17 protein-coding genes are annotated in these 20,543 nt (G+C 71.5%); 6 read left to right on the forward strand and 11 right to left on the reverse strand.

All coding sequences use genetic code 11. The features are described from left to right. Positions 1 to 69 precede the first annotated feature (69 nt). Positions 70 to 2,139 (forward strand): RecQ family ATP-dependent DNA helicase, encoded by a 2,070-nt coding sequence (locus CHC08_RS14410; protein WP_089207794.1) that lies wholly within the window; start codon positions 70 to 72, stop codon positions 2,137 to 2,139. A gap of 63 nt (positions 2,140 to 2,202) precedes the next feature. On the opposite strand, the gene CHC08_RS14415 is transcribed toward CHC08_RS14410, so the two are convergent. Further along, the gene (locus CHC08_RS14415) at positions 2,203 to 3,096 is read right to left on the reverse strand and encodes a carbohydrate kinase family protein (RefSeq protein WP_089207760.1); all 894 of its coding nucleotides are present in this window, start codon (positions 3,094 to 3,096) and stop codon (positions 2,203 to 2,205) included. Between the two features lie 148 nt (positions 3,097 to 3,244). Between CHC08_RS14415 and CHC08_RS14420 the strand changes: the two genes are divergently transcribed. Further along, entirely contained in the window at positions 3,245 to 5,890 is a 2,646-nt protein-coding gene (locus CHC08_RS14420; RefSeq protein WP_089207761.1) for a bifunctional acetate--CoA ligase family protein/GNAT family N-acetyltransferase, read from the forward strand. Between the two features lie 185 nt (positions 5,891 to 6,075). Here the strand turns inward: CHC08_RS14420 and CHC08_RS14425 are convergent, their stop codons facing one another. Then, positions 6,076 to 7,488, reverse strand: coding sequence for an L-type lectin family protein (locus tag CHC08_RS14425; protein WP_143653217.1), 1,413 nt, complete (start codon positions 7,486 to 7,488; stop codon positions 6,076 to 6,078). A 429-nt stretch (positions 7,489 to 7,917) separates the two neighbouring features. Here CHC08_RS14425 and CHC08_RS14430 point away from each other — a divergent pair, with 429 nt between their 5' ends. The 3 genes from CHC08_RS14430 to CHC08_RS14440 are packed head-to-tail and all read left to right on the forward strand — an operon-like array spanning position 7,918 to position 10,429. Further along, complete coding sequence (locus tag CHC08_RS14430; protein WP_089207763.1) at positions 7,918 to 8,508, forward strand: DUF5998 family protein; 591 nt, start codon at positions 7,918 to 7,920, stop codon at positions 8,506 to 8,508. Continuing rightward, the gene (locus CHC08_RS14435) at positions 8,505 to 9,620 is read left to right on the forward strand and encodes an alkaline phosphatase family protein (RefSeq protein ID WP_089207764.1); all 1,116 of its coding nucleotides are present in this window, start codon (positions 8,505 to 8,507) and stop codon (positions 9,618 to 9,620) included. The genes CHC08_RS14430 and CHC08_RS14435 overlap by 4 nt, the downstream gene beginning before the upstream one ends. Beyond that, positions 9,617 to 10,429 carry a sulfurtransferase gene (locus CHC08_RS14440; RefSeq protein ID WP_089207765.1) on the forward strand — a complete coding sequence of 271 codons (813 nt, stop codon included), beginning with the start codon at positions 9,617 to 9,619 and terminating at the stop codon, positions 10,427 to 10,429. Before CHC08_RS14435 ends, CHC08_RS14440 begins: the two co-directional genes overlap by 4 nt. Here CHC08_RS14440 and CHC08_RS14445 read toward each other — a convergent pair. The 4 genes from CHC08_RS14445 to CHC08_RS14460 all read right to left on the reverse strand — a co-directional run bounded on the left by CHC08_RS14445 (position 10,369) and on the right by CHC08_RS14460 (position 15,167). Then, complete coding sequence (locus CHC08_RS14445; protein WP_089207766.1) at positions 10,369 to 12,996, reverse strand: CHAT domain-containing protein; 2,628 nt, start codon at positions 12,994 to 12,996, stop codon at positions 10,369 to 10,371. The two genes, CHC08_RS14440 and CHC08_RS14445, sit on opposite strands and share 61 nt — an antisense overlap. Before the next feature lie 11 nt (positions 12,997 to 13,007). Beyond that, positions 13,008 to 13,472: a hypothetical protein gene (locus CHC08_RS14450; RefSeq protein WP_089207767.1), complete on the reverse strand. Its 465-nt coding sequence runs from the start codon at positions 13,470 to 13,472 to the stop codon at positions 13,008 to 13,010. After that, positions 13,469 to 14,041 (reverse strand): RNA polymerase sigma factor, encoded by a 573-nt coding sequence (locus CHC08_RS14455; protein ID WP_089207795.1) that lies wholly within the window; start codon positions 14,039 to 14,041, stop codon positions 13,469 to 13,471. Before CHC08_RS14455 ends, CHC08_RS14450 begins: the two co-directional genes overlap by 4 nt. 61 nt (positions 14,042 to 14,102) lie before the next feature. Next, positions 14,103 to 15,167, reverse strand: coding sequence for a S8 family peptidase (locus CHC08_RS14460; RefSeq protein WP_089207796.1), 1,065 nt, complete (start codon positions 15,165 to 15,167; stop codon positions 14,103 to 14,105). 204 nt (positions 15,168 to 15,371) lie between these two features. Between CHC08_RS14460 and CHC08_RS14465 the strand changes: the two genes are divergently transcribed. Continuing rightward, positions 15,372 to 15,866, forward strand: a complete 495-nt coding sequence (locus CHC08_RS14465; RefSeq protein WP_089207768.1) for a DUF3145 domain-containing protein — start codon at positions 15,372 to 15,374, stop codon at positions 15,864 to 15,866. A 182-nt stretch (positions 15,867 to 16,048) separates the two neighbouring features. Here the strand turns inward: CHC08_RS14465 and CHC08_RS14470 are convergent, their stop codons facing one another. The 5 genes from CHC08_RS14470 to CHC08_RS14490 all read right to left on the reverse strand — a co-directional run. After that, complete coding sequence (locus tag CHC08_RS14470; RefSeq protein WP_089207769.1) at positions 16,049 to 17,470, reverse strand: acyl-CoA carboxylase subunit beta; 1,422 nt, start codon at positions 17,468 to 17,470, stop codon at positions 16,049 to 16,051. Positions 17,471 to 17,482: 12 nt separating this feature from the next. Beyond that, positions 17,483 to 18,715, reverse strand: coding sequence for a beta-ketoacyl-ACP synthase II (gene fabF / locus CHC08_RS14475; RefSeq protein ID WP_089207770.1), 1,233 nt, complete (start codon positions 18,713 to 18,715; stop codon positions 17,483 to 17,485). Between the two features lie 52 nt (positions 18,716 to 18,767). Further along, entirely contained in the window at positions 18,768 to 19,007 is a 240-nt protein-coding gene (locus tag CHC08_RS14480; protein WP_089207771.1) for an acyl carrier protein, read from the reverse strand. A gap of 80 nt (positions 19,008 to 19,087) precedes the next feature. Then, positions 19,088 to 20,044 (reverse strand): beta-ketoacyl-ACP synthase III, encoded by a 957-nt coding sequence (locus CHC08_RS14485; protein ID WP_089207772.1) that lies wholly within the window; start codon positions 20,042 to 20,044, stop codon positions 19,088 to 19,090. Next, on the reverse strand, positions 20,041 to 20,543 hold a 503-nt coding region (locus CHC08_RS14490), incomplete at its 5' end, for an ACP S-malonyltransferase (protein WP_143653218.1). The genes CHC08_RS14490 and CHC08_RS14485, both read right to left, overlap by 4 nt.

Below are 20,543 nucleotides of genomic sequence, written 5' to 3' on the forward strand. Positions count from 1 at the left end.
CCCCGCATGCCGTAGTAGGGGGAAATAGTCACCGGGACCTGGTACCAATGACCGGTGAGCGAAGAGCAGATGCTGCGAGAAGAGGCCGAAGAGCGACTGCGTGCGCTCGCCGGGGAGCACGCCCGGCTGCGTGAGGACCAGTGGACGGCGATCAAGGCGCTGGTCATGGAGAGAAGCCGGGTGCTCGTGGTGCAGCGCACGGGCTGGGGCAAGTCGGCTGTTTACTTCGTCGCCACCGCGCTCCTGCGCGAACTGGGCGAGGGGCCGACCGTCATCGTGTCGCCCCTGCTGGCCCTGATGCGCAACCAGATCGCCGCCGCCGAGCGGGCCGGGATCAACGCGGTAACGATCAACTCGGCCAACCCGGAAGACTGGGAACAGATCTACAACCAGGTCGCCGAGGGTACGGTCGACGTGCTGCTGGTCAGCCCCGAGCGGCTCAACAACCCCGACTTCCGCGACCAGGTGCTGCCCGAGCTGGCCGAGAGCGCGGGGCTGATCGTGGTGGACGAGGCGCACTGCATCTCCGACTGGGGTCATGACTTCCGCCCTGACTACCGGCGGCTGCGCACATTGTTCGAGGAACTGTCGGAGGGCGTGCCGATCCTGGCCACCACCGCCACGGCCAATGCCCGGGTCACCCGCGACGTCGCCGAGCAGATGGGCGAGGAGACGCTCGTCCTGCGCGGGGCACTGGAGCGCGAGAGCCTTCACCTCGGGGTCGTGCGGTTGCGCGGCGCCGAGCAGCGCCTGGCCTGGCTCGCCCAGACGCTGCACGAGCTCCCCGGTTCGGGGATCATCTACACGCTCACCGTGGCCGCGGCCCAGGAGATCGCCGCATACCTGCGCGAGCAGGGCCACGAGGTGGTCGCCTACTCCGGGCAGACCGAGCAGGCGGAGCGGCTCGCCGCCGAGCAGGCGCTGCTCGACAACAAGATCAAGGCGTTGGTCGCCACCTCGGCGCTGGGGATGGGGTACGACAAGCCCGACCTCGGCTTTGTCATCCACATGGGCGCGCCGCCGTCTCCCGTGGCCTACTACCAGCAGGTCGGCCGGGCCGGTCGCGGGGTGGAGCGGGCCGAGGTGATCCTGCTGCCCGGTGCGGAAGACCGCGAGATCTGGGCCTATTTCGCCTCGCTGGCCTTCCCGCCCGAGCCGGTCGTGCGGACCGTGCTCGCCGCCCTGGAGGAAGGGGGGGTGCTGTCCACGGCCGCCCTGGAGAACCGGGTGGATCTCAGCCGGAGCAGGCTGGAGACCATGCTCAAGGTCCTCGACGTGGACGGCGCGGTGCACAGGGTCAAGGGCGGCTGGGAGGCGACCGGCGAACCGTGGGGTTACGACGCGGACCGCTACGCCCGGGTCGCCGCCGAGCGCGAGGCCGAGCAGAAGGCCATGCTCGACTACCTCGACACCACCGGCTGCCGCGAGGAGTTCCTCCGCCACCGCCTGGACGACGACGCCGCCAAACCGTGTGGGCGCTGCGACAACTGCACCGGAGTCCACCGCTCGCCGGAGGTCGAGGCGCGGGCCGTGGAGCGCGCGGCCGAGCGCCTGCAGCGGCCGGGGGTGGAGATCGAGGCGCGCAAGCAGTGGCCGACCGGGCTGACCGACCTCAAGGGCCGGATCAAGCCCGAGCTGGGCGCCGAGCCCGGCCGGGTGCTGGGCCGGCTCACCGACATCGGCTGGGGCAACCGTCTGAGGGGTCTTCTCTCCGACGGAGCCCCCGACGGCCCGGTCCCCGACGACGTCTTCGCCGCTGTGATCAAGGTCCTGTCGTCCTGGGAATGGTCACAGCGCCCGATCAGCGTGGTCGCGATGCCCTCGGGCAGCCGGCCCCAGCTGGTCCGCAGCCTGGCCGAGCGGCTGGCCCAGGTGGGCCGCCTGTCCTATCTGGGTGATCTGGGCTACCGGTCGGGCCGGCCCGGACGGCAGTTCAACAGCGCTCAGCGAGTCCAGGCGATCAGGTCCACCCTCGCCATGCCCGCGGCCCTGGGCGCGGGCGTCGCCGCGGCGGGCGGTCCGGTCCTGCTGGTCGACGACCGTGTCGACACCGGCTGGACCATGACCCTGGGGGCCGCCATGCTGCGCCACGCCGGGGCTCCCGCGGTCCTCCCGCTCGCCCTCGCGGTCACCAGCTAGACAGCGGACGCGTGGTCGTCCGGCGCTCCCCGACCGAGATCCGTGTCCGGGGGCGCCGGCGACTCAGAGGCGGGGGCGGGCGCCCAGGTGGGAGATGGCCCTGGAGGCCAGGTGGCAGCCGTTGGCGAGGGCTTCCGCCGGGGGCTTGCCGTCGAGCCAGGGGGGCAGGAAGCCCGCGGTGAAGGCGTCGCCGGCACCGGTGCCGTCGACCACACGCTCAACGGTCTTGGCAGGAACCTTGATCGGCTCGGGGCGATTGCTGGTGTACCACAGCGCACCCTCGTCGTTGAGCTTGATGACGACCTGGGGGAACCAGGCGGTGAGCACCTTCGCGGCGGCGGCCGGGTCGTCACGGCCGGTCAGGACCTTGGCCTGGTCGGCGTTGGCGAACAACAGCTTGGCGTTCTGGGTCCATTCCAGGAAGGGCTCGGCCCCGGTGCGCTCCAGGGGAGCGGAGGAGGAGCAGTCGACCGAGACGGACATTCCCGCGCGGCGGGCCATCTCCAGGGCGGCGAGACCGGCGTCGCGAGAGCCCTCGTTGATCAAGGTGTAGCCCGACAGGTGCAGGTGGCCCGCGTGGGAGAACAGGTCGCGGGGCAGGTCCTCGGGGGAGAGCGCCGCGTTCGCGCCCGGATCGGACAGCATGGTGCGCTCGCCCTTGTGGGTGACGAGCACCACGCAGGTGCCGGTCGGCCGCTCAGGATCCATGACAAGACGGGCGTCGACGCCGTAACCCATCAGCTCCATGTCGCGGTTACGCCCGGTGATATCGGCGCCGCGACGCCCGATGAAAGCCACTTCAGTGCCCTCGACGGCAAGCCAGGAGGCGATGTTGGCCCCCGAACCACCGCCGTGCATGGTGACGATCGCCGGTGTGTCGCTGGCTCTGGCCAGCGGGTAGCGAGCCCGCGCGACCGCGTCGGTCATGAGATCGCCCACCACGACCACCCGCGTCATGATGTCACCACCTTGCTGCCTTCGATGCTGACGTGCCTCTAGCCGCGAAAAACTTAACAGCTTCCGGCAAGCGTATGGGGTCAGGATCGGACACCGGGCCATAGTCGATGCACAAGCGTTGCGTGAACCTGCCCGGCTGATCAGTCATATGGGATTCGCGTCTACTCTCGGGTCTGTGGAGGCTTCTCAGTATCCCGCTCACTGGGAGGCGGACGTTGTCCTTTCGGACGGCGGTACCGCCCATGTACGCCCGATTCGGCCCGCCGACGCCGACCGGTTGCGTTCCTTCTACTCCCGGCTGTCCGACGAGTCGATCTACTTCCGTTTCTTCGGTCCGAGGCCGCGTCTCTCGGACCGGGAGATCACCTGGTTCACCAACGTCGACTACGTGGACCGGGTCGCGCTCATTGCGACGATCGGCACGGAGATGGTGGCGGTGATCCGCTACGACCGGATCGAGCCGGGAGAGGCGGAGGTGGCCTTCCTCGTCGAGGACGCGCACCAGGGCCGGGGGGTCGCCTCGGTGCTGCTGGAACATCTGGCCGCGACCGCCAGGGAACAGGGGATCTCCCGGTTCGTCGCCGACGTGCTGCCCGCCAACCAGAAGATGATGGCCGTACTCAAGCAGGTCGGCTACACCGCGCAGAGCCGCTTCGCCGACGGGGTGGTCCGGATGACCCTCGACCTCGCCCCGACCGACACCGCCCAGGAGGTGACCGCCTCCCGCGAGCACCGGGCCGAGTCCCGCTCGATCGAGCGGTTGCTCTCCCCCGGGTCGGTGGCGGTCATCGGGGCGGGCCGGGAGCCGGGCGGCGTCGGCCAGACCGTGCTGCGCAACCTGCTGAGCGCCGACTTCGCCGGTCCCGTCTATCCCGTGCACCGCGAGGCACGGGCCGTCGCGGGGGTGCGGGCCTATCCGAGCGTGACGGCTATCGACGGGGAGGTGGACCTCGCCGTGCTCGCCGTACCCGCCGACGGGGTGATCGAAGTGGTGAAGGAGTGCGCGGAGAAGGGGGTGCGCGGGCTGATCGTGGTCTCCTCGGGCTTCGGAGAGACGGGCCCCGAGGGGCGGGCCAGGCAGGACGAGCTGGTCCGCATCGCCCGCGCGTACGGACTGCGCGTCGTCGGCCCCAACTGCCTGGGCATCGCCAACACCGACCCGGCGGTGCGGCTGAACGCCACGCTCGCCGCGACCATCCCCGGGCGCGGGCGGGTGGGCTTCTTCAGCCAGTCGGGCGCGCTGGGCACCGCGCTGCTGCAGCGGGTGGCCCAGCGGGGCATGGGCATCTCCTCGTTCGTGTCGGCGGGCAACCGTGCCGACGTCTCGGGCAACGACCTGCTCCAGTACTGGGAGGAGGATCCGCAGACCGATGTGATCCTGCTCTACCTGGAGTCGCTGGGAAACCCCCGCAAGTTCGCCCGCCTCGCGCGGCGGATCTCGCGGCACAAGCCGATCGTGGTCGTCAAGAGCGGCGGCACCACCCAGGGCGTGCCCACCGGCCACGCCGCGCCCGTGCTGCGCCTGCCGGACACCGTGCTCAGCTCGCTGTTCGAGCAGGCCGGGGTGATCAGGGTCGACGATCTGATCCAGCAGTTCGACGTGGCCCAGCTCCTGGCCTACCAGCCACTGCCGGCCGGGCCCAGGGTCGGTCTGGTGAGCAACTCCGACGCGCTGGCGCTGCTCGCGGTGGACGCCTGCGTGAGCGCGGGCCTGGAGCCCGAGCCGCCGGTCAACCTCGGCGCGGGGGCGGGAGCCGCGGAGTTCGGTACGGCACTGTCCTCCCTGATCCCGGACGTCGACGCGGTGGTCGCGATCTACATGCCGCCCATCCCCGCCCATGCCGACGAGGTCGCCGCCGAGCTGCTGCGGGTCTCCCTCGAGTGTGGCAAGCCGGTGCTGGCCACGTTCGAGGGAAAGATCGGCATGCCGCGGGAGCTGCGGGTCGGCACCGCCCCCGAGAAGGGGTCGATCCCCTCCTACGCGGCCCCGGAGGAGGCTGTCCGGGCGCTGGCCCATGTCGTACGGCACGCCCGCTGGCTGGAGCGGCCCGCGGGAGCGCCCGAGGAGATCGAGGGCGTCGACACCGAGGCGGCACGGCGGCTGGTGCTGGCGGAGCTGGGTGAGACCCCGTCGGAGATCGACGCCTCCGAACTGCTCGCCTGCTACGGGCTGACGGTGTGGCCCGCCGAGGTGGTGGAATCACCGGAGGAGGCCGTCGCGGCGGCGGGGAGACTGGGCTGGCCCGTGGTGTTGAAGGCCGCCGATCCCGAGGCGGCCAAGCGTGCCGGGACCGTGCGCCTGGGGCTCTCGGGCGCGGACGGGGTGCGTGACGCCTTCGCCGACCTGACGCGGCAGCTCGGGCCCGACGCCGTGCTCGCGGTGCAGCGGATGGTCCCGCAGCCCGCGGTGCCGACCGTGGCCAGGGTTCTGGAGGACTCCGGGTTCGGCGCGGTGGTGTCCTTCGGGCTGGGCGAGATCACCGCGCGACTGCTGCGCGACGAGGCGTACCGCCTCGCCCCGCTGACCAGGGAGGATGCCGCGGCCCTGGTGAGGTCGCCGCGAGCCGCCCCCCTGCTCTTCGGTGAGTACGGTTACCCGCCGGTCGCGGTCGAGGCGCTGGAGGACCTGCTGATCCGCCTCGGGCAGCTGGCGGAGGATCTTCCCGAGGTGGTGAGGATCGACCTCGACCCGGTGCTGGTGGGGGAGTCCGAGGTGATCGTGCTGGGAGCGCGTGCCGTACTGAGCAGTCCGCGGGGGCCACGGCCCGACGACGGCCCCCGCCGCCTCGGCTGAACGGTCCCCGCAGCCCCGGCCAAGCGGTTCAAGCTGCCTCAGCCGGACGGTCCGCCCGGCCAGGGGTTCGCGCTACCTCCAGCCGGACGGTCCGCCCGGTCAAGCGGTTCGTGCCGCCTCGGCCGGACGGCCCGCCCGGCCAAGCGGTTCGTGCCGTCTCGGCCGGGCGGTCCTTGCCGTCTCGGCTAAGCGGTTCGCGTCCCGGCCGGGAGATCCGTGCCGTCTCGGCCGAGAGGTGAGGTGGCGGTCCTCCAGGTCGCGGGCGGGCCCGCGGGCGCGACCTGGACCGTGCCGGCGACGGTGTTGTTCAGGGGATCGATCTCGGCGTCGGGATACGGAGTGATCTGAACGGCCCTGCCCGAGGCGGTCAGCGTGCCCGAGGCGTCTGCCGCCACGTTCATGAGAACGGTGATTCGCGGCAGCGAGGTGCCGGGAGCGGCCTCCCCGGCGGTGTCACAGACGACCCATTGGCCCGAGGTGTCGCATGTCCAGCCGTCGCCCGAGGCAGCCGTGGGGGTCAGGCCCGCCGGGAGGTGGTAGGCGACCTCGGTCGGGTGGTCGATCCAGCCGAAGCCGGGACCGGCGCCCGCGTCGAGGAAGGACGTGGCGGTGCCGCCCGCTTCGAACGGGCCGTCATATCCGGTCCGCAGGACCAGATCGGCGTCGCGGGTACGGATCTCCACGTTGGAGATCTCGTGGACGGAGGTCGCGTAGCCGGTGGAGGAGGCGAATCCGATCCTGACCTCGTCCGGCAGCGCGCTCTGGCCCGGCAGCCTGGCGAGGTCGAGTTTCGAGACCACGGTCTCGTACGGCCCGTCGTCCTGGTGGCGGATGAGCACGTCCATGCGGCTGTCGGCGCCTATGCCGACCAGGACGTGCCGCCTGGCGTATTTGCGGGTATCCGCCTCCGGCGTGTCCAGCGGGTGGTTGAGCCGTCTGCCGGACGCGTAGGCGTAGCCCGCGGACTCCGAGCCGCGGACCACGACGCTGTTGGGTCTGGCGCAGGCGTTGCCCCCTCCCGCCGGGCAGCCCCTGGGGCCGCCGACGCCCGCCCAGCGCGGGTTGGAGAAATTGCCGAACTGGTCGAAGCCGACGCCGGCGAACGCGCCGGCCAGGCCCTTGTAACCGAGCGCGCCGCCGGGCTCGCCGGCCGCGGTCTGGCTCCGGTCGGCGTCCACGACGTAGAACGAGATGCCGTCACCGGCCCGGGAGCCGTTGCTGTCGGTGTATTTCGTCCCGCCCCACATGTACATGTCGAACTCGACCGTCAGGCCGCGGTCTGTCGGAATCGGTCTCGCGAGCAGGAGAGATCCGGTCTCCTGCCCGGTGTCGTCGGTGAGCCGGAGGGCGCCCTTCCCCGCGCGGTCGTACGGACCCTCGGCGCACGCCGGGAGCGAGCCGGGCGGTGTCGGAGCGGTGGCGGCGGTGAGGCACGGCGCGTGGCCGCCTCCCGGGCTGCTCGCGTTCCAGAGATCGGCCGAGGTCGACGTGCCGTGGAACCCCTCCGCGTAAAGCTCCGAGTAAAGCTCCTTCGCGGAGGCGGACGGGATCGAGGCCACGAGGGCGACGCCCGCGACGGTCGCCGTGAAAGTTGCCATGACGAGCGTGAAGCCGATGCGCCGTGCCCTCTTGGGCCGTCTGTGCGAACGCAGACGTCCACGAGTCATAATTACTCATCCCCCGATTTCGCTATTTTTTCACCACTTCTATTTCTGGAGCGGCGGAGAGCATCCCCGTTCAGGGGAGACACCCGCCGAATACGCGCTGGTGCGCGGCTCGCCTCGGCCGTCCAGGTGCGCCGGACGTGCCGCCGCCACTACTGTCGGTAGCCTCAAAAAGGCCGAGGCAAACTGGTCCGAATCAAAAGGCGCGTCGTCGAGCGGGTATGTCATTAAGCGCCGGCCGCTTGGGTAACTGCTTATGGGGCGCAATAGAGCCGTACCCGGACAGGGTCACGATTTGCCCCGGTAGCGAAACCTCACGCACTCCAGGCGAAAGCGCTGCTCCGGACAGGGCAGGATGGACCCATGAGGGAAACCCGACTCTCGGCCGCCGGCCTGCGTGACGCCATCGACCGCAGTGGCTACTATCCAGACCTGGTCGCCGACGCCGTCGAATCCGCGTTGGGCAAGGAGCAGGTGGGCGCCTACGTGGTGCACCACGAAGCCACCTTCGACCCGGCCATGGAAGTTCGCAGGCACGTCACCGTGCTGGTGCTCTCGCCCACCAGGCTGCTCGTCTGCCACACCGACGAGCACCCGCCCGTGGAGGGAGTGTCGGCGTCCCACGCGTCCACGACCACCGAGGCCGTACGCCTCAGCCGGATCCAGTCGGTCGCGGTCACCCGGGTCGTTCCCGACCCGGCCTCCTACGTGCCGGGCGTGCCGCCCACGGAGGTCACGCTCACCATCGGCTGGGGAGCCATCTCCCACGTCGACCTGGAACCGGCCACCTGCGGCGACGAGAACTGCGAGGCCGACCACGGATACACCGGCGCCATCACCGCCGACGATCTCTCCTTGCGGGTGAGCGAGGCGGCCGACGGACCGGAGGCGGTCTCCCACGTGCTGGCCTTCGCCAAGGCACTGTCGGAGGCCACCGCCCGCGCCGCGTCGTGAAGCCCCTGATCCCCGCGTACGGCGCGTCGTCGCTCGCGGACCTGTCCTCCTCGTTGCTCGCCGCGGTCGGGATGGAGGGGGACAACCCCCTGGGCCTGGCCCCGGCCGAGCGGGTCGTGCTGTTCCTCGTCGACGGCATGGGCGCCGAGCTGCTCCGTGCCCACCCGCGGACGGCGCCGTTCCTGTCCGCGCAGCCGGGCAGGGTGCTCACCGCGGGCTTCCCGGCCACCACCGTGACCAGCCTGGGTTCGCTCGGCACCGGCGTGCCCCCCGGAGAGCACGGCATGCTCGGCTATCAGCTCGCGGTGCCCGGCGCCGGTTACCTGCTCAACTGCCTGCGCTGGACCGCCCCGGGCCCGCCGGTCGATCCTGACCTGTGGCAGCCCGCCCCGACCGTCTACGAACGCGCCACGGCGGCCGGGATCCCCATCAGCTACGTCGGTCCGGCCAAGTTCGAGACCAGCGGGTTCAACCGGGCCGTCTACCGCGGCGTGGGCTTCGTCGGCGCCGACACGGTCGACGAGCGGATCGAGGGGGTCCGCCGCGCGCTGGCCGAACCTCGCGCCCACGTGTCGGTCTACTACGGAGACCTCGACTCCACGGGCCACGTGGAGGGCTGGGGCACCGAGCCCTGGCTCGCCCAGCTCGCCCTGGTCGATCTGATGGCCGAGCGGCTGGCCGAAACGCTCCCGCCCGGCTCGGCGATGTACGTCACCGCCGACCACGGCATGGTCAACGTCACCGAGAGGGTCGACGTGGACGCCGTCCCCGCGCTGCGTGAGGGCGTCGCGCTGCTCGGCGGCGAGACCAGGGTCAGGCACGTCTACGCCGCTCCCGGCGCCGCCGACGCCGTTCTCGACATCTGGCGTGACATCCTGGCCGGGACGGCGTGGGTGGTCTCCCGGGAGGAGGCGGTCGAGTCCGGCTGGTTCGGGCCGCGGGTCCGCCCCGAATGGCTGCCCAGGATCGGCGACGTCCTCGCCGTGCCCTACACCGACTGCGCCATCGTCGCCTCGGTCGCCGAACCGATCGAGTCGTCGTTCATCGGCTGTCACGGCGCGCTGACCCCCGCCGAGCAGTACGTCCCTTTACTGGAGGTAAGTGCCAGATGAGCCCGCTGATCACTCCTTCCGAACTGGCCGACCTGCCCGAGGTGACGGTTCTCGACGTGCGATGGAAGCTCGGAGGGCCGCCCGGGATCGACTCCTACCGCGAGGAGCACATCCCCGGCGCGGTCTTCTGCGACCTCGATGCCGATCTCGCCGCCCCGCCGGGACCGCGAGGCCGCCACCCCCTGCCCTCCGCCGAGTCGTTCCAGGAGGCGGCGCGCCGCCTCGGGGTGTCCGGCTCCCGGACCGTCGTCGTCTATGACGGAGCCGACTCCAGCGCCGCCGCCCGCGCCTGGTGGACCCTGCGCTACTTCGGCCACGCCGACGTCCGGGTCCTCGACGGCGGGCTGCGCGCCTGGACCTCGCAGGGACTGCCCCTCTCCAAGGGAGAGGAGATCGCGGCACCCGGTGACCTCGTCGCGCGCCCGGGCGGAATGCCCGTGCTCGACGCGGCGCAGGCCATGGAGCTCGCCGCCGACGGGGTGCTGCTGGATGCCCGGGCCGCCGAGCGATACCGGGGCGAGGTCGAGCCGATCGACCCCGTCGCCGGGCACATCCCCGGCGCGGTGAGCGCCCCCACCGGCAACAACGTCGACCCGTCAGGGCGCTTCCACCTGCCCGACTTCCTCCGTGAACGGTTCAACACCCTCGGCGCCGTCCCCGGCGTGGAGGTCGGCGCCTACTGCGGCTCCGGTGTGACGGCCGCCCACCAGGTGCTGGCTCTGGAGGTGGCCGGCATCCCGGCCGCCCTCTACGTCGGATCCTGGTCCAACTGGGTCGCCGACCCCTCGCGGCCGGTCGCCACCGGCTGACCTCCGTACCCGAAGCAGACGAAACCTGCCACCCCGGTCTTTCCGCTCGCCATGGTCAGTGCCTGGGCGGGAGGGTGCCCGGCGGCCAGCAGCCCGTGGAAGACCGTCATCAGGGTCAGGGTCTCCTCATCGCGCACCGGCACCAGGCTGGCCACCACGCACTGCGATCCCAGCGACAGGAACGTGCCCGCCAGCCCCAGCGGAGCCCCGTCCGCGGGGGCGTGCGCCATCCCCGCGTCGCACGCGGACAGCACCACCAACCGGGGCGGCGTGCGCAGCTGTAGCAGGTCATAGGTCATCAGCGGGCCGTCGTCGAGATGGATGCTGGACAGCAGCGGGCTGCGGGGCGAGAACATCCCGTGGGTGGCCAGGTGCGCGACGTCGGCCCGGTCCAGCGCCGCCGTCACCTCCGCGCGCCGCGCCACCACCCGCTCCGTCCCCGGGTGGCACCTGCCGACCATGCGTGCCTCGGCCTCCGCGCACCGCAGCCCGGGACCTGCCACCGCCATGATCCCCCGGTTGGGTAAGGACCGTGTCCGGCACCCGGCCAGCCAGGTCGCGGCACTGGCGGCCACGGTCACCGGACGGTCGGCGTTCATCGGCAGGAGGGGCCAGGGCAGGGTGTGCAGCGTTTCCGTCGGCACGATCACCAGCGGCCGGTCGCCCAGCCGGTCGCCACCCCGGCTGTCCGGCCGGCCTCCGTGCCGGCTCCCACGCGGGTCGCCGGGCCGGTCATCATGCCCGCTCCCACGCGGGTCGCCGGGCTGCTCATCATGCTCGCTCCCATGCGGGTCGCCGGGCCGGTCGTCACACCGGCTCCCAGGCCGCTCACCGGACCGGCCGCCCCGCCGCTCTCGCAGAGGGCCGCGCAGCGGACCGAAGAGCAGCCGCTCCAGCGCCACGGCCTCCGTGGCCGGTTCGGGCACCCTCCCGTCGAGCAGGTGCGTCCTGCGCAGGCCGTACCGGAGGCGGACGGTGGCCTCGGTGACGGCCGTGAAAGGACCCAGACGGCGCAGCATCACGCGATCCGGGGTGACCGCGACGGCGACCAGCTCATCGCCGTGGCGGACGAACTCCACCAGGACCCCGTCGCCGAGTGCGGCCCGCAGTTCGTTCAGGTCGGGTGCGACCGGCTGCCCCGTGCCCCCGACGGTCGCCCGCCACCGCTCGGTCCAGGCCAGGAGCGTACGGCCCCGCCCGGTCTCCAGGGCGAGGGCCAGCCCGAGCCTGGCCAGCGGTTCACCGTCCCTGACGGCCTGAGCGCGCATCATCGGGTTCTCGAACACCTTCGCCTCGGCGCCCACCTCCGCCAGTCCGGCCAGCAGTGCCGCGAACGCCCCGCGCCGATCTCCCGCCAGCGCCCGCCGCAGCGCCGTCGCCTGGCGGGTCACCACGCTCCGGCCGCAGGAGGCGAGACGGCCGAGCTGGTCGTCCGCGGCCGGTCGATCACCCAGCTGGAGGGAGACGTCGGCGGCGGTGAACCGGAGCGCCGCGGACGCGTCCGGATGTCCCGCGCCGTCGAGGGCGTCCGCGCACGTGAGCATCTCGGCGAGAAGCTCTCCGGAGGGCGGTCCCAGCATGAGCCGTGCCCGCAGAAGGATCTCGGTGGCGAGCGGTGCCAGGAGCGTACGGCCCTGGGCGGCCAGGCCGGTCGCGGCCAGCTCCGCGCTCTCGCGGGCGCGGCACGGGTCGCCGGTGCGCAGCTCGACCTTGGCGAGCAGGAGGCGGGCCTCGGACAGGGCCACCTCCGCGCCCGCGGCGGTCAGCTCGGGCACCGCGAGGTCGAGCAGCACCCGCGCCTCGCCGGGCAGGTGGGCGGCGATCAGCGCCTCGGCCAGGTCGCAGCGCATCGTGGCCAGCCGCTCCGGGTAGCCGAACAGGCTGCTCTCAGCGCGCCGGTAGGCGGTGAACGCGGCGAGCAGGTCGCCGCGCCGCGCCGCCAAGAACGGCAGGTTGCCCTCGGCGAGCGTGAGCAGGTGGTCCAGGCCCGCTCCTCTTGCCAGCTCCGCGCATTGTGCCAAGTCTGCCTCCGCGGCCTCGAACTCCCCGAGGAAGGCCCGGGCGAGTCCTCGGTTCAGCATCGCTCCTGCCAGGAAACCGACATCCTCTCCGAGAAGGCCCACGGCGCGGTCACAGCGGTCGACGGCTTCGCGATGGCGGCCGAGCCTGCCCAGGGCCACCGCCCGGTGGACGTCGAGCTTGGCCACCTCGACGGAGGTGAGATGGGGTTCGGCGGTCGCGGCGAGGGCCAGGGCCTGCTCGGGGTGGCCGAGCTCCGTGCGGACGTGGACCAGCGACAGCCGCGCCTGGGCGGCACGGTGAGGCAGATCCGCGGAGACCGCGACGCTCACGGCCCGGTGCAGGTGCTCCTCGGCCAGCGGAAGGTCGCCCAGATTGCGTGCGGCCACCGCCAGAGCCCGGTGCGCCACCGCCATGGCCTCACGGTGAGGGCCGGTCGGAGACACGGAGCGGAGCACGTTGCGAGCGAGTGCCCGGGCTTGCGCCGGGTCGCTGTCGGAGAGGCCCACCGCCTGCTCGGCAGCCGCGAGCATGTCGTCGGGAGCCACTCAGGGGCCGTTTACGGGCGGATCCGGGTCCAGCTGGTGGCCACCGGGGCGTGCTCGGGCCGGTGGCACACCACGCTGAACCAGCCGGGAGGCAGCCCGGTGACGGCGAACTGGCCCGTTGGGGAGAGCTCGCGCGACTGGGTGAGGTGCAGGGTGCGGATCTCGACCAGCGTGCCCGCCTCGGGACAGGGGGACACCTGGCCGGCCAGGGCGACCAGACCGTCCAGGGAGGTGACCTCCAGCTCCACCGTCAGATCCGCGGCGGTGAACTTGAGCAGCCGGGTCTCCTCGGAGTAGCGGACGCCGCTCGGGGCGGGCGTGGCCACGGGCCGGGCCGTGGCGGCGCCGGGCAGCCGGAGGCCGAAGACCGCGCGGGCGGCGTCCGACACGTGGGCGGGGACCGGGTCGTGCCCGGACGCCAGGCGCAGTGCGGCTATCAGGGACTCGTCGTCGATCGTCGGGGGATGTCGTGTCACGGTGTCGCCTCCCGGGCGGTGAGCATGGTGCGTAGTCGGTTCAGGCAGCGGCCCCGGGTAGGACCGTAACTGCCGCTGGGCATGTCCAGGCGCCCGGCCAGCTGATGGACGCCCGCGTCGGGAGCCGTGGCCATCAGCCGGAACAGCGACCGGCACGGCTCGTGCATCTCCTCGACGGCCTGCCACAGGCGGCGGCCCTCGTCGGCGGTCAGCACGGTGAGCGCCGGATCGGAGTGGACATGCCCGGCGTCGGCCGGGTCGAAGCGAGCATGCTCGGCGTCTCCGGGGTCGGCGATCAGCCGCTCGCCTCGGTTGCGCCTGCTCAGGAGGAATGCCTCGCGTTTGGCCGTGGTGAACAACCAGGGACCGATCCGGTCCGGGTCGCGGATGGTGTGCAGGCTCTCGACCAGTCGCAGCCATGTCCCCTGCACCGCGTCGGCGGCGTCGGCCGGGCTCAGGCCGTAAGCGCGGACGGCCGACCACAGCGGACCCGTGAACCGGCTGACCAGCACGTCCCAGGCCACCTGATCGCCTGTCAGCGGGGCGTCGACCGTGTGCTGGTCACTCACCGGCACCTCCGAGACCACATAGAACACACTGGGTGTTCGGGCGAAGACTTTGGGTGAGACTTTAGCCTGGCGCGGGCACCACGACCCCCAAATCGGGGATTTGGCGGGCGCCGAGGGGGTCGAGGACGCATTTCGCGGCATCTTCGGGCGACCGGGTCCTGGCCGCCGCGGCGATCGCCCCGCTCACCACGGCCGTCGCGAAGGAGGTCCCGCTCCAGCGCGCGTAGCCCCGGAAGGCTCCGTGCCTCAGGAAGGTGCTGGTCAGCCACTCGCCTCGCGCGCACGCGTCGACCCACGGGCCGTGCGCGGAGAACGGCGCCCTGGCCTCCTCCGCCGCGTCCAGCGCCCCGACGGCGATCACTTTGGTCGACGCCGCCGGCCAGAAGGGGCGGTCGGAGGCCGTGTTGCCCGCGCAGGCCACCACGACCGTGCCGGGCAGCTCCGCCAGCGCCGCCTCCACCAGCGGGGAGGGTCGGTCGTCGAAGGTGTGCCCGCCGAAGGAGAGGTTGAGCACCTGGGGCACCTCGCTTCTGATCCGGGCCAGGACTCGCAATAGCCCCGCCTCGTCCCCGACGCCGTGGCCGTCCAGCACCCGGAGCGGGCGCACCCGTGCCCCCGGAGCCGATCGCAGGACCAGCCCGGCGATGAAGGTGCCGTGCCCGGCCTGGCCGTCCAGCTCGCCGTCGCCATCCGAATCGGGCACCTCGGCCACCTCGCGCCTCTGTTCGAGGAACCAGGGGTGCTCCTGCCACCAGGGGTGCGCGGCCAGGCCGGTGTCGGCCAGGGCCACCGTCACGCCGCTCTCGCCGGGCTCGGGCGCCGTGCGGGGGGCCGCGAGGGGGGCCGCGGGAAAGGGGCGGGACGCCGGACCGCCGAAGTAGAGCGGCTGGCCGATCAGGACGTGGTTGGGGGAGGCGAGGTAACCCTGGTCGCGGAGTGTCGTCACCAGCTCGCAGACGTCGACACCCGGCGAGAGCCGTATGCGGAAGATCCCGTCGGCCTCGGACACGGCGGTGGTCCACCGGGCGACGGCCTCCATGCCGGCGGCGTCGATCAGCAACTGGTTCTTTCTGATCAGAGCCGGCGCTCCGGGCACGGGCTCCACCCGCTTGATTTCCGCGTCCATCTGTCCTCCGGGATCGATCACCAGCTCGCTGGGTCTTGTTCCTTCCCGAGGATGTACCGGTCAAGTGCCGTTCTTGCAACATCTCGGTATGACCCCCCTCTGGTGCGACGTCGCAACCGACGGTAGTCTCTCCTTCAGTCACTTGTGATCATCCGGGGACGAGGCCGTTGGGGAAGGCGCACCTCGTACGAAACGGGAGGTCCGGTGTCTGCTCGTGGCGTGCTTTACGTCCACTCAGCTCAGCCTGCGCTGTGCCCTCATATCGAATGGGCGGTCGCAGGTGTCCTTGGCGTGCCCGTAGACCTGACCTGGACTCCACAACCCGCCGCGCCGGGACACGTGCGCGCACAGGCGGAGTGGGAAGCTCGTGAAGGGACCGCGGCTGCCATCACCTCGTCGTTGATGGGCTGGCAGCGGATCCGCTTCGAGATCACCGAAGACGCCTCACCGGGTGCCGACGGGTCCCGGCACGCCTACACCCCGAGTCTTGGCGCCTTCACGGCGGTGATCGGGGCCACGGGTGACATCCTGGTGCCCGAGGACCGATTGCGCTCCGTCATGTTGATGGCGAGGCAGGGCCGTGTGGTGCTGGAGGACGAGCTGGACCGCCTGCTGGGCAAACAGTGGGATGCCGAGCTCGAGTCGTTCCGCTACGCGGGGGAGGGCGCTCCGGTCCGCTGGCTGCACGCCGCCGTCTGAGCCGTTGGTCCCGCGCCGGGCGAGCGGTGCCGGCCGGGGTTCGCCGGGCGGAGCTGCTCGCCGCCCTGGAACGTTCCAGGGCGCGTTCGGAGCCTGGAGACGGCTCCAGCGCGTCCGGAGCCCGAAACCAGGCGAGCCCCCACCGGTGTGGACCGGTGGGGGCTCGCGAGGCGATGATCAGATCAGAGCGGGATGTTGCCGTGGGCGCCTCGCGCCGGGGTCGCCGTCGCCAGGATCCTGGCGATGGCGCCGCGGGTCTCCTCGGGCTTGATGACCTCGTCCACCACGCCGAGCTCGATGGCCCGGTCGAGCCCGCCGGCGAGGATCTCGTGCTCCTCGGCGAGCTTGGTCTCCAGGGCCGCCCGATCCTCGTCGGAGGCCGCCGCGAGTTCGCGGCGCTTGAGGATGCGGACCGCCGCGACCGCGCCCATGACCGCGATCTGGGTGGTCGGCCAGCCGAAGACCTTGGTCGCGCCCAGTGAGCGGGAGTTCATGGCGACGTAGGCGCCACCGTACGCCTTCCGGGTCACCAGGGTGATCCGCGGCACGGAGGCCTCGGCGAAGGCGTGCAGGAGCTTGGCGCCGCGGCGTACCACGCCGTCGTGCTCCTGGCCAACGCCGGGCAGGTAGCCGGGGACGTCCACCAGGACGACCAGCGGCACGCCGAGCGCATCGCACATACGGACGAACCGCGCGGCCTTCTCGGCGGAGAGGGAGTCGAGGCAGCCGCCCAGGCGCATCGGGTTGTTGGCGACCACCCCCACGGTCCGGCCCCCGATGCGGCCCAGCGTGGTCACGATGTTGGGCGCCCACTTGGCGTGCAGCTCCACGCCGGGCTCATCGAGCAGGCCGTTGACGAGCGGCTTCACGTCGTAGGCGCGGCGCACGTTCTCCGGCAGCAGGCCGGAGAAGTCGACCTCTTCGACCTCGGTGCGGACCCGGCCCTGATGTCCGAGGAGAACCGCCAGGCGCCGTGCCTGGACGTAGGCGTCGGTCTCGGTCTTGGTGACGACGTGGACGACGCCGCTGCGCTTGCTGTGCGGCTCGGGGCCGCCGAGGGCGGCCATGTCGATCTGCTCGCCGGTGACGCTGCGGACCACGTCCGGGCCGGTGACGAAGATGCGGCCCTCGTCCGCCAGGATCACGATGTCGGTCAGGGCGGGGCCGTACGCGGCACCGCCGGCCGCGGGGCCGACCACCACGGACAGCTGCGGGATCACCCCGGAGGCACGGGTCATGGCGGCGAAGACGCGGCCGACCGCGTGCAGCGACTCGACGCCCTCCGCGAGCCGGGCGCCGCCGGAGTGCCACACCCCGATGATCGGAACCCGCTCGCGGACCGCGACGTCGTAGGCGTGCACGATGTGCTCGCAGCCTTCGCTGCCCATCGCGCCGCCCTGGAAGCGGGGGTCGCTGAGAAACGCCACGACCGGCACGCCTTCGACGCGGCCCATGGCGGAGAGGATGCCACTGCGGTCCGCAGGAGAGATCAGCCTGACCGAACCCTCGTCCAGCAGGGCCGCGAGGCGCACCTGAGGATCACGAGGATCCGCGACCTCCTGGTCGGAGGCATCGCTCACCACCCTGTTCTCGAGAACAGTCATCACGAGCTCCTGTCAGACGCTGGTGAAGGCCACAGCGACGTCGTGTCCGCCGAACCCGAAGGAGTTGTTGATCGCGGCGATCTGTCCGTCGGGCAGTTTGCGCGGCGCACCGCGCACGATGTCCACCTCGATGCCGTCGTCGAGATCGTCCAGGTTGATCGTTCCGGGGGCGATACGCTCGTGCAGCGCGAGGATGGTGAACACCGACTCGATGCCACCGGCTCCACCGAGCAGGTGACCGGTCATCGACTTGGTGCCGCTGACCAGCGGGTGGTCGCCGATGACTTCCTTGATCGCCCTGGTCTCCACCACGTCACCCGCGGGGGTGGAGGTGGCGTGCGCGTTCACGTGCTTGATGTCCTGGCCGGTGAGGCCGGAATTCTCCAGGACGCGGCGCATGGCCAGCATGACCCCGGCTCCGGTCGGCTCCGGCTGGGCGATGTGGTGGGCGTCGGCCGAGTAGCCGACGCCGGCGGCGACTCCGTAGATCTTGGCGCCGCGCGCCAGGGCGTGCTCCTCGGACTCCAGTACGACGATGCCCGCGCCCTCGCCGAGGACGAACCCGTCACGGTTCTTGTCCCACGGCCGCGAGGCGCGCTGCGGCTCGTCGTTGCGGGTCGACATGGCGCGCATGGCGGCGAAGGAGCCGATGTTCAGCGGGTGGATGGCAGCCTCGGTGCCGCCGGCCACGACCACGTCGGCCCGGCCGGAACGGATCATCTCGATGGCGTAGCCGATCGACTCGGCGCCGGTGGCGCAGGCGCTCACGGTGGCGTGCACGCCGGCCCGGGCGCCGATCTCGATGCCGATCCAGCCCGCCGCCCCGTTCGGCATCAGCATGGGCACGGTGTACGGAGAGAGCCGCTTCCAGCCCTTCTCCTTGAAGGTGTCGTAGGCGTCGAGGATGGTGGTGATGCCACCGATTCCGCTGCCCACGACCACGCCGAGGCGCTCGGAGTCGACCTTGTCGATCGCGGCGTGCGCCCAGGCCTCGCGCGCCGCGATCAGCGCGAACTGCTCGGTGCGGTCAAGCCGCCGCGACTCCGGCCGGGGCAGAACCTCGGTCGGGTCCACGGCGGCGCGAGCGGCGAACTTCACTGGGACGGAGTCGACCCAGTCCTCGGTGAGATTGCGGACCCCAGACTGACCGGCGAGGAGCGCCGACCAGGATGAGGCGACGTCTCCACCGAGAGGCGTTGTCGCGCCGAGCCCGGTGACGACGACACGTACCTGGTCTGTACTCACGTTCTACGCTCCTTGTGAATCGCGGGTCAATGCTGGGAGGTGCGCGGACTTCTCAGCCCTGGATGAAGCCGATGACGTCCTTGACGGTCTTGAGGTCCTTGAGCTTGTCGTCCGGGATCTCGACGCCGAACTCGTCCTGGGCGGCGACGGCGATCTCGACCATGGACAGCGAGTCGATGTCCAGGTCGTCCACGAAGCTCTTCTCCGGGGTGACCTCGTCCGCCGGGATACCGGTGATCTCGTTGATGATCTTGCCGACGCCGGCGAGGATCTCCTGCTCGGTCAGGGCCATGTCTCGTGTTCTCCTTGGATTCGATCTTTAATGGTCTTGCGCGGATTTTTCTGGTTTTGCACGGCGGGGCCGTACAAGCTTTAGGGGATTTCGATGACCTGGCCCGCATAGGTCAGGCCGGCGCCGAAACCCAGCAGCAGGGCGAGCCCGCCCGACCGGACCTCGCCGCGCTCGATCATCCGGGACAGTGCCAGGGGGATCGAGGCGGCGGAGGTGTTGCCCGCCAGGACGATGTCCTTGGCGATCACCGCGTTGTCGGCGCCGATCTTACGGGCAATCGCCTCGATGATGCGCAAGTTGGCCTGATGGGGTACGAAAGCCGCGAGATCGGCGGGGTCTACGCCTGCACGCTCGCAGATCTCCCTGGCGATCGGGTGAAGCGCGGTCGTGGCCCAGCGGAACACGGTCTGACCTTCCTGCTGCAGGAAGGAGTCGCGGTCCTTGATCATGATCGCGGTGGACTTGTCGCCGGCGCTGCCCCACACCACCGGGCCGATGCCGGGGGTGTCGGACGGGCCGACGACCGCGGCGCCCGCGCCGTCGGCGAAGATCACCGCGGTGGCCCGGTCGGTCCAGTCGATCCACTGGGAGAGCTTCTCCGTGCCCACGACCAGCACGTTGGTGGCCGAGCCCGCGCGGATCGCGTCGTTGGCGACCGCGAGCGCGTAGCAGAAGCCGGAGCAGGCGGTGTTCACGTCGAACGCGCCGGGGGCGTCGATGCCCAGCCGGGTGGCCACCCGGCCCGCCGCGTTGGGAATCTGCGTCTCCAGCGTGCAGGTGGCGACGATCACCAGGTCGATGTCGGAGGCCGCGAGACCGCTCGCGGCGAGGGCCTTGCCGCCCGCCTGCACCGCGAGATCGATCTCGGACTCGCCCTCCAGGGCGATCCGGCGCTCCTTAATGCCGACCCGGCTCTGGATCCACTCGTCGTTGGTCTCGATGGTCGCCGACAGCTCGTCGTTGGTGACCACGTTGGAGGGCTGGTAGTGGCCGAAGGAAAGGATCTTCGCGCCGGGTGAGCCCTGTGTGGTCTTCATTTGAGAGCCTCTCGTGCGGCGTCCAGATCATCGGGTGTCTTGAGGGCGACGGTCGTCACCCCGCGCAGCGCACGCTTCGCCAGGCCGGTGAGCGTGCCACCGGGAGCTAACTCGATCATGGTGGTGACGCCGCGGTCGGCCATGGTGGACATGCAGGCGTCCCAGCGAACCGGGTTGGCGACCTGGTTGACCAGGCGCGTGAGAAACTCGCCGCCGCTCTCGACCACCGCGCCGTCCGCGTTGGACAGGAGCGTTATGGCGGGGTCGCCGGGCGTGATGTCCGCGGCGGCCTCGCGCAGGTGGTCCACCGCCGGGGCCATGTGCACCGTGTGGAAGGCGCCGGCGACCGACAGCGGGATCAGCCGGGCCCGCGCGGGCGGCTCGGCTTTGAAGGCCTCCAGCTGCTCCAGCGTGCCACCGGCCACGATCTGCCCGGCGCCGTTGACGTTGGCGGCGGTGAGACCGTGCCTGTCGATGGCGGCGAGAACGTCTTCCTCGG

The organism is Streptosporangium subroseum, from assembly GCF_900188345.1.
In the GTDB taxonomy this organism is placed as follows: domain Bacteria; phylum Actinomycetota; class Actinomycetes; order Streptosporangiales; family Streptosporangiaceae; genus Streptosporangium; species Streptosporangium subroseum.

Excerpts from the sequence above, each read along its gene's own strand:
- CHC08_RS14415 (WP_089207760.1), bottom strand. The coding sequence starts at position 3,096 with ATGACGCGGGTGGTCGTGGTGGGCGATCTCATGACCGACGCGGTCGCG.
- CHC08_RS14430 (WP_089207763.1), top strand. The coding sequence starts at position 7,918 with ATGAGGGAAACCCGACTCTCGGCCGCCGGCCTGCGTGACGCCATCGAC.
- CHC08_RS14425 (WP_143653217.1), bottom strand. The coding sequence starts at position 7,488 with ATGGCAACTTTCACGGCGACCGTCGCGGGCGTCGCCCTCGTGGCCTCG.
- CHC08_RS14480 (WP_089207771.1), bottom strand. The coding sequence starts at position 19,007 with ATGGCCCTGACCGAGCAGGAGATCCTCGCCGGCGTCGGCAAGATCATC.
- CHC08_RS14440 (WP_089207765.1), top strand. The coding sequence starts at position 9,617 with ATGAGCCCGCTGATCACTCCTTCCGAACTGGCCGACCTGCCCGAGGTG.
- CHC08_RS14460 (WP_089207796.1), bottom strand. The coding sequence starts at position 15,167 with ATGGACGCGGAAATCAAGCGGGTGGAGCCCGTGCCCGGAGCGCCGGCT.
- CHC08_RS14410 (WP_089207794.1), top strand. The coding sequence starts at position 70 with ATGCTGCGAGAAGAGGCCGAAGAGCGACTGCGTGCGCTCGCCGGGGAG.
- CHC08_RS14470 (WP_089207769.1), bottom strand. The coding sequence starts at position 17,470 with ATGACTGTTCTCGAGAACAGGGTGGTGAGCGATGCCTCCGACCAGGAG.
- CHC08_RS14420 (WP_089207761.1), top strand. The coding sequence starts at position 3,245 with ATGGGATTCGCGTCTACTCTCGGGTCTGTGGAGGCTTCTCAGTATCCC.
- CHC08_RS14485 (WP_089207772.1), bottom strand. The coding sequence starts at position 20,044 with ATGAAGACCACACAGGGCTCACCCGGCGCGAAGATCCTTTCCTTCGGC.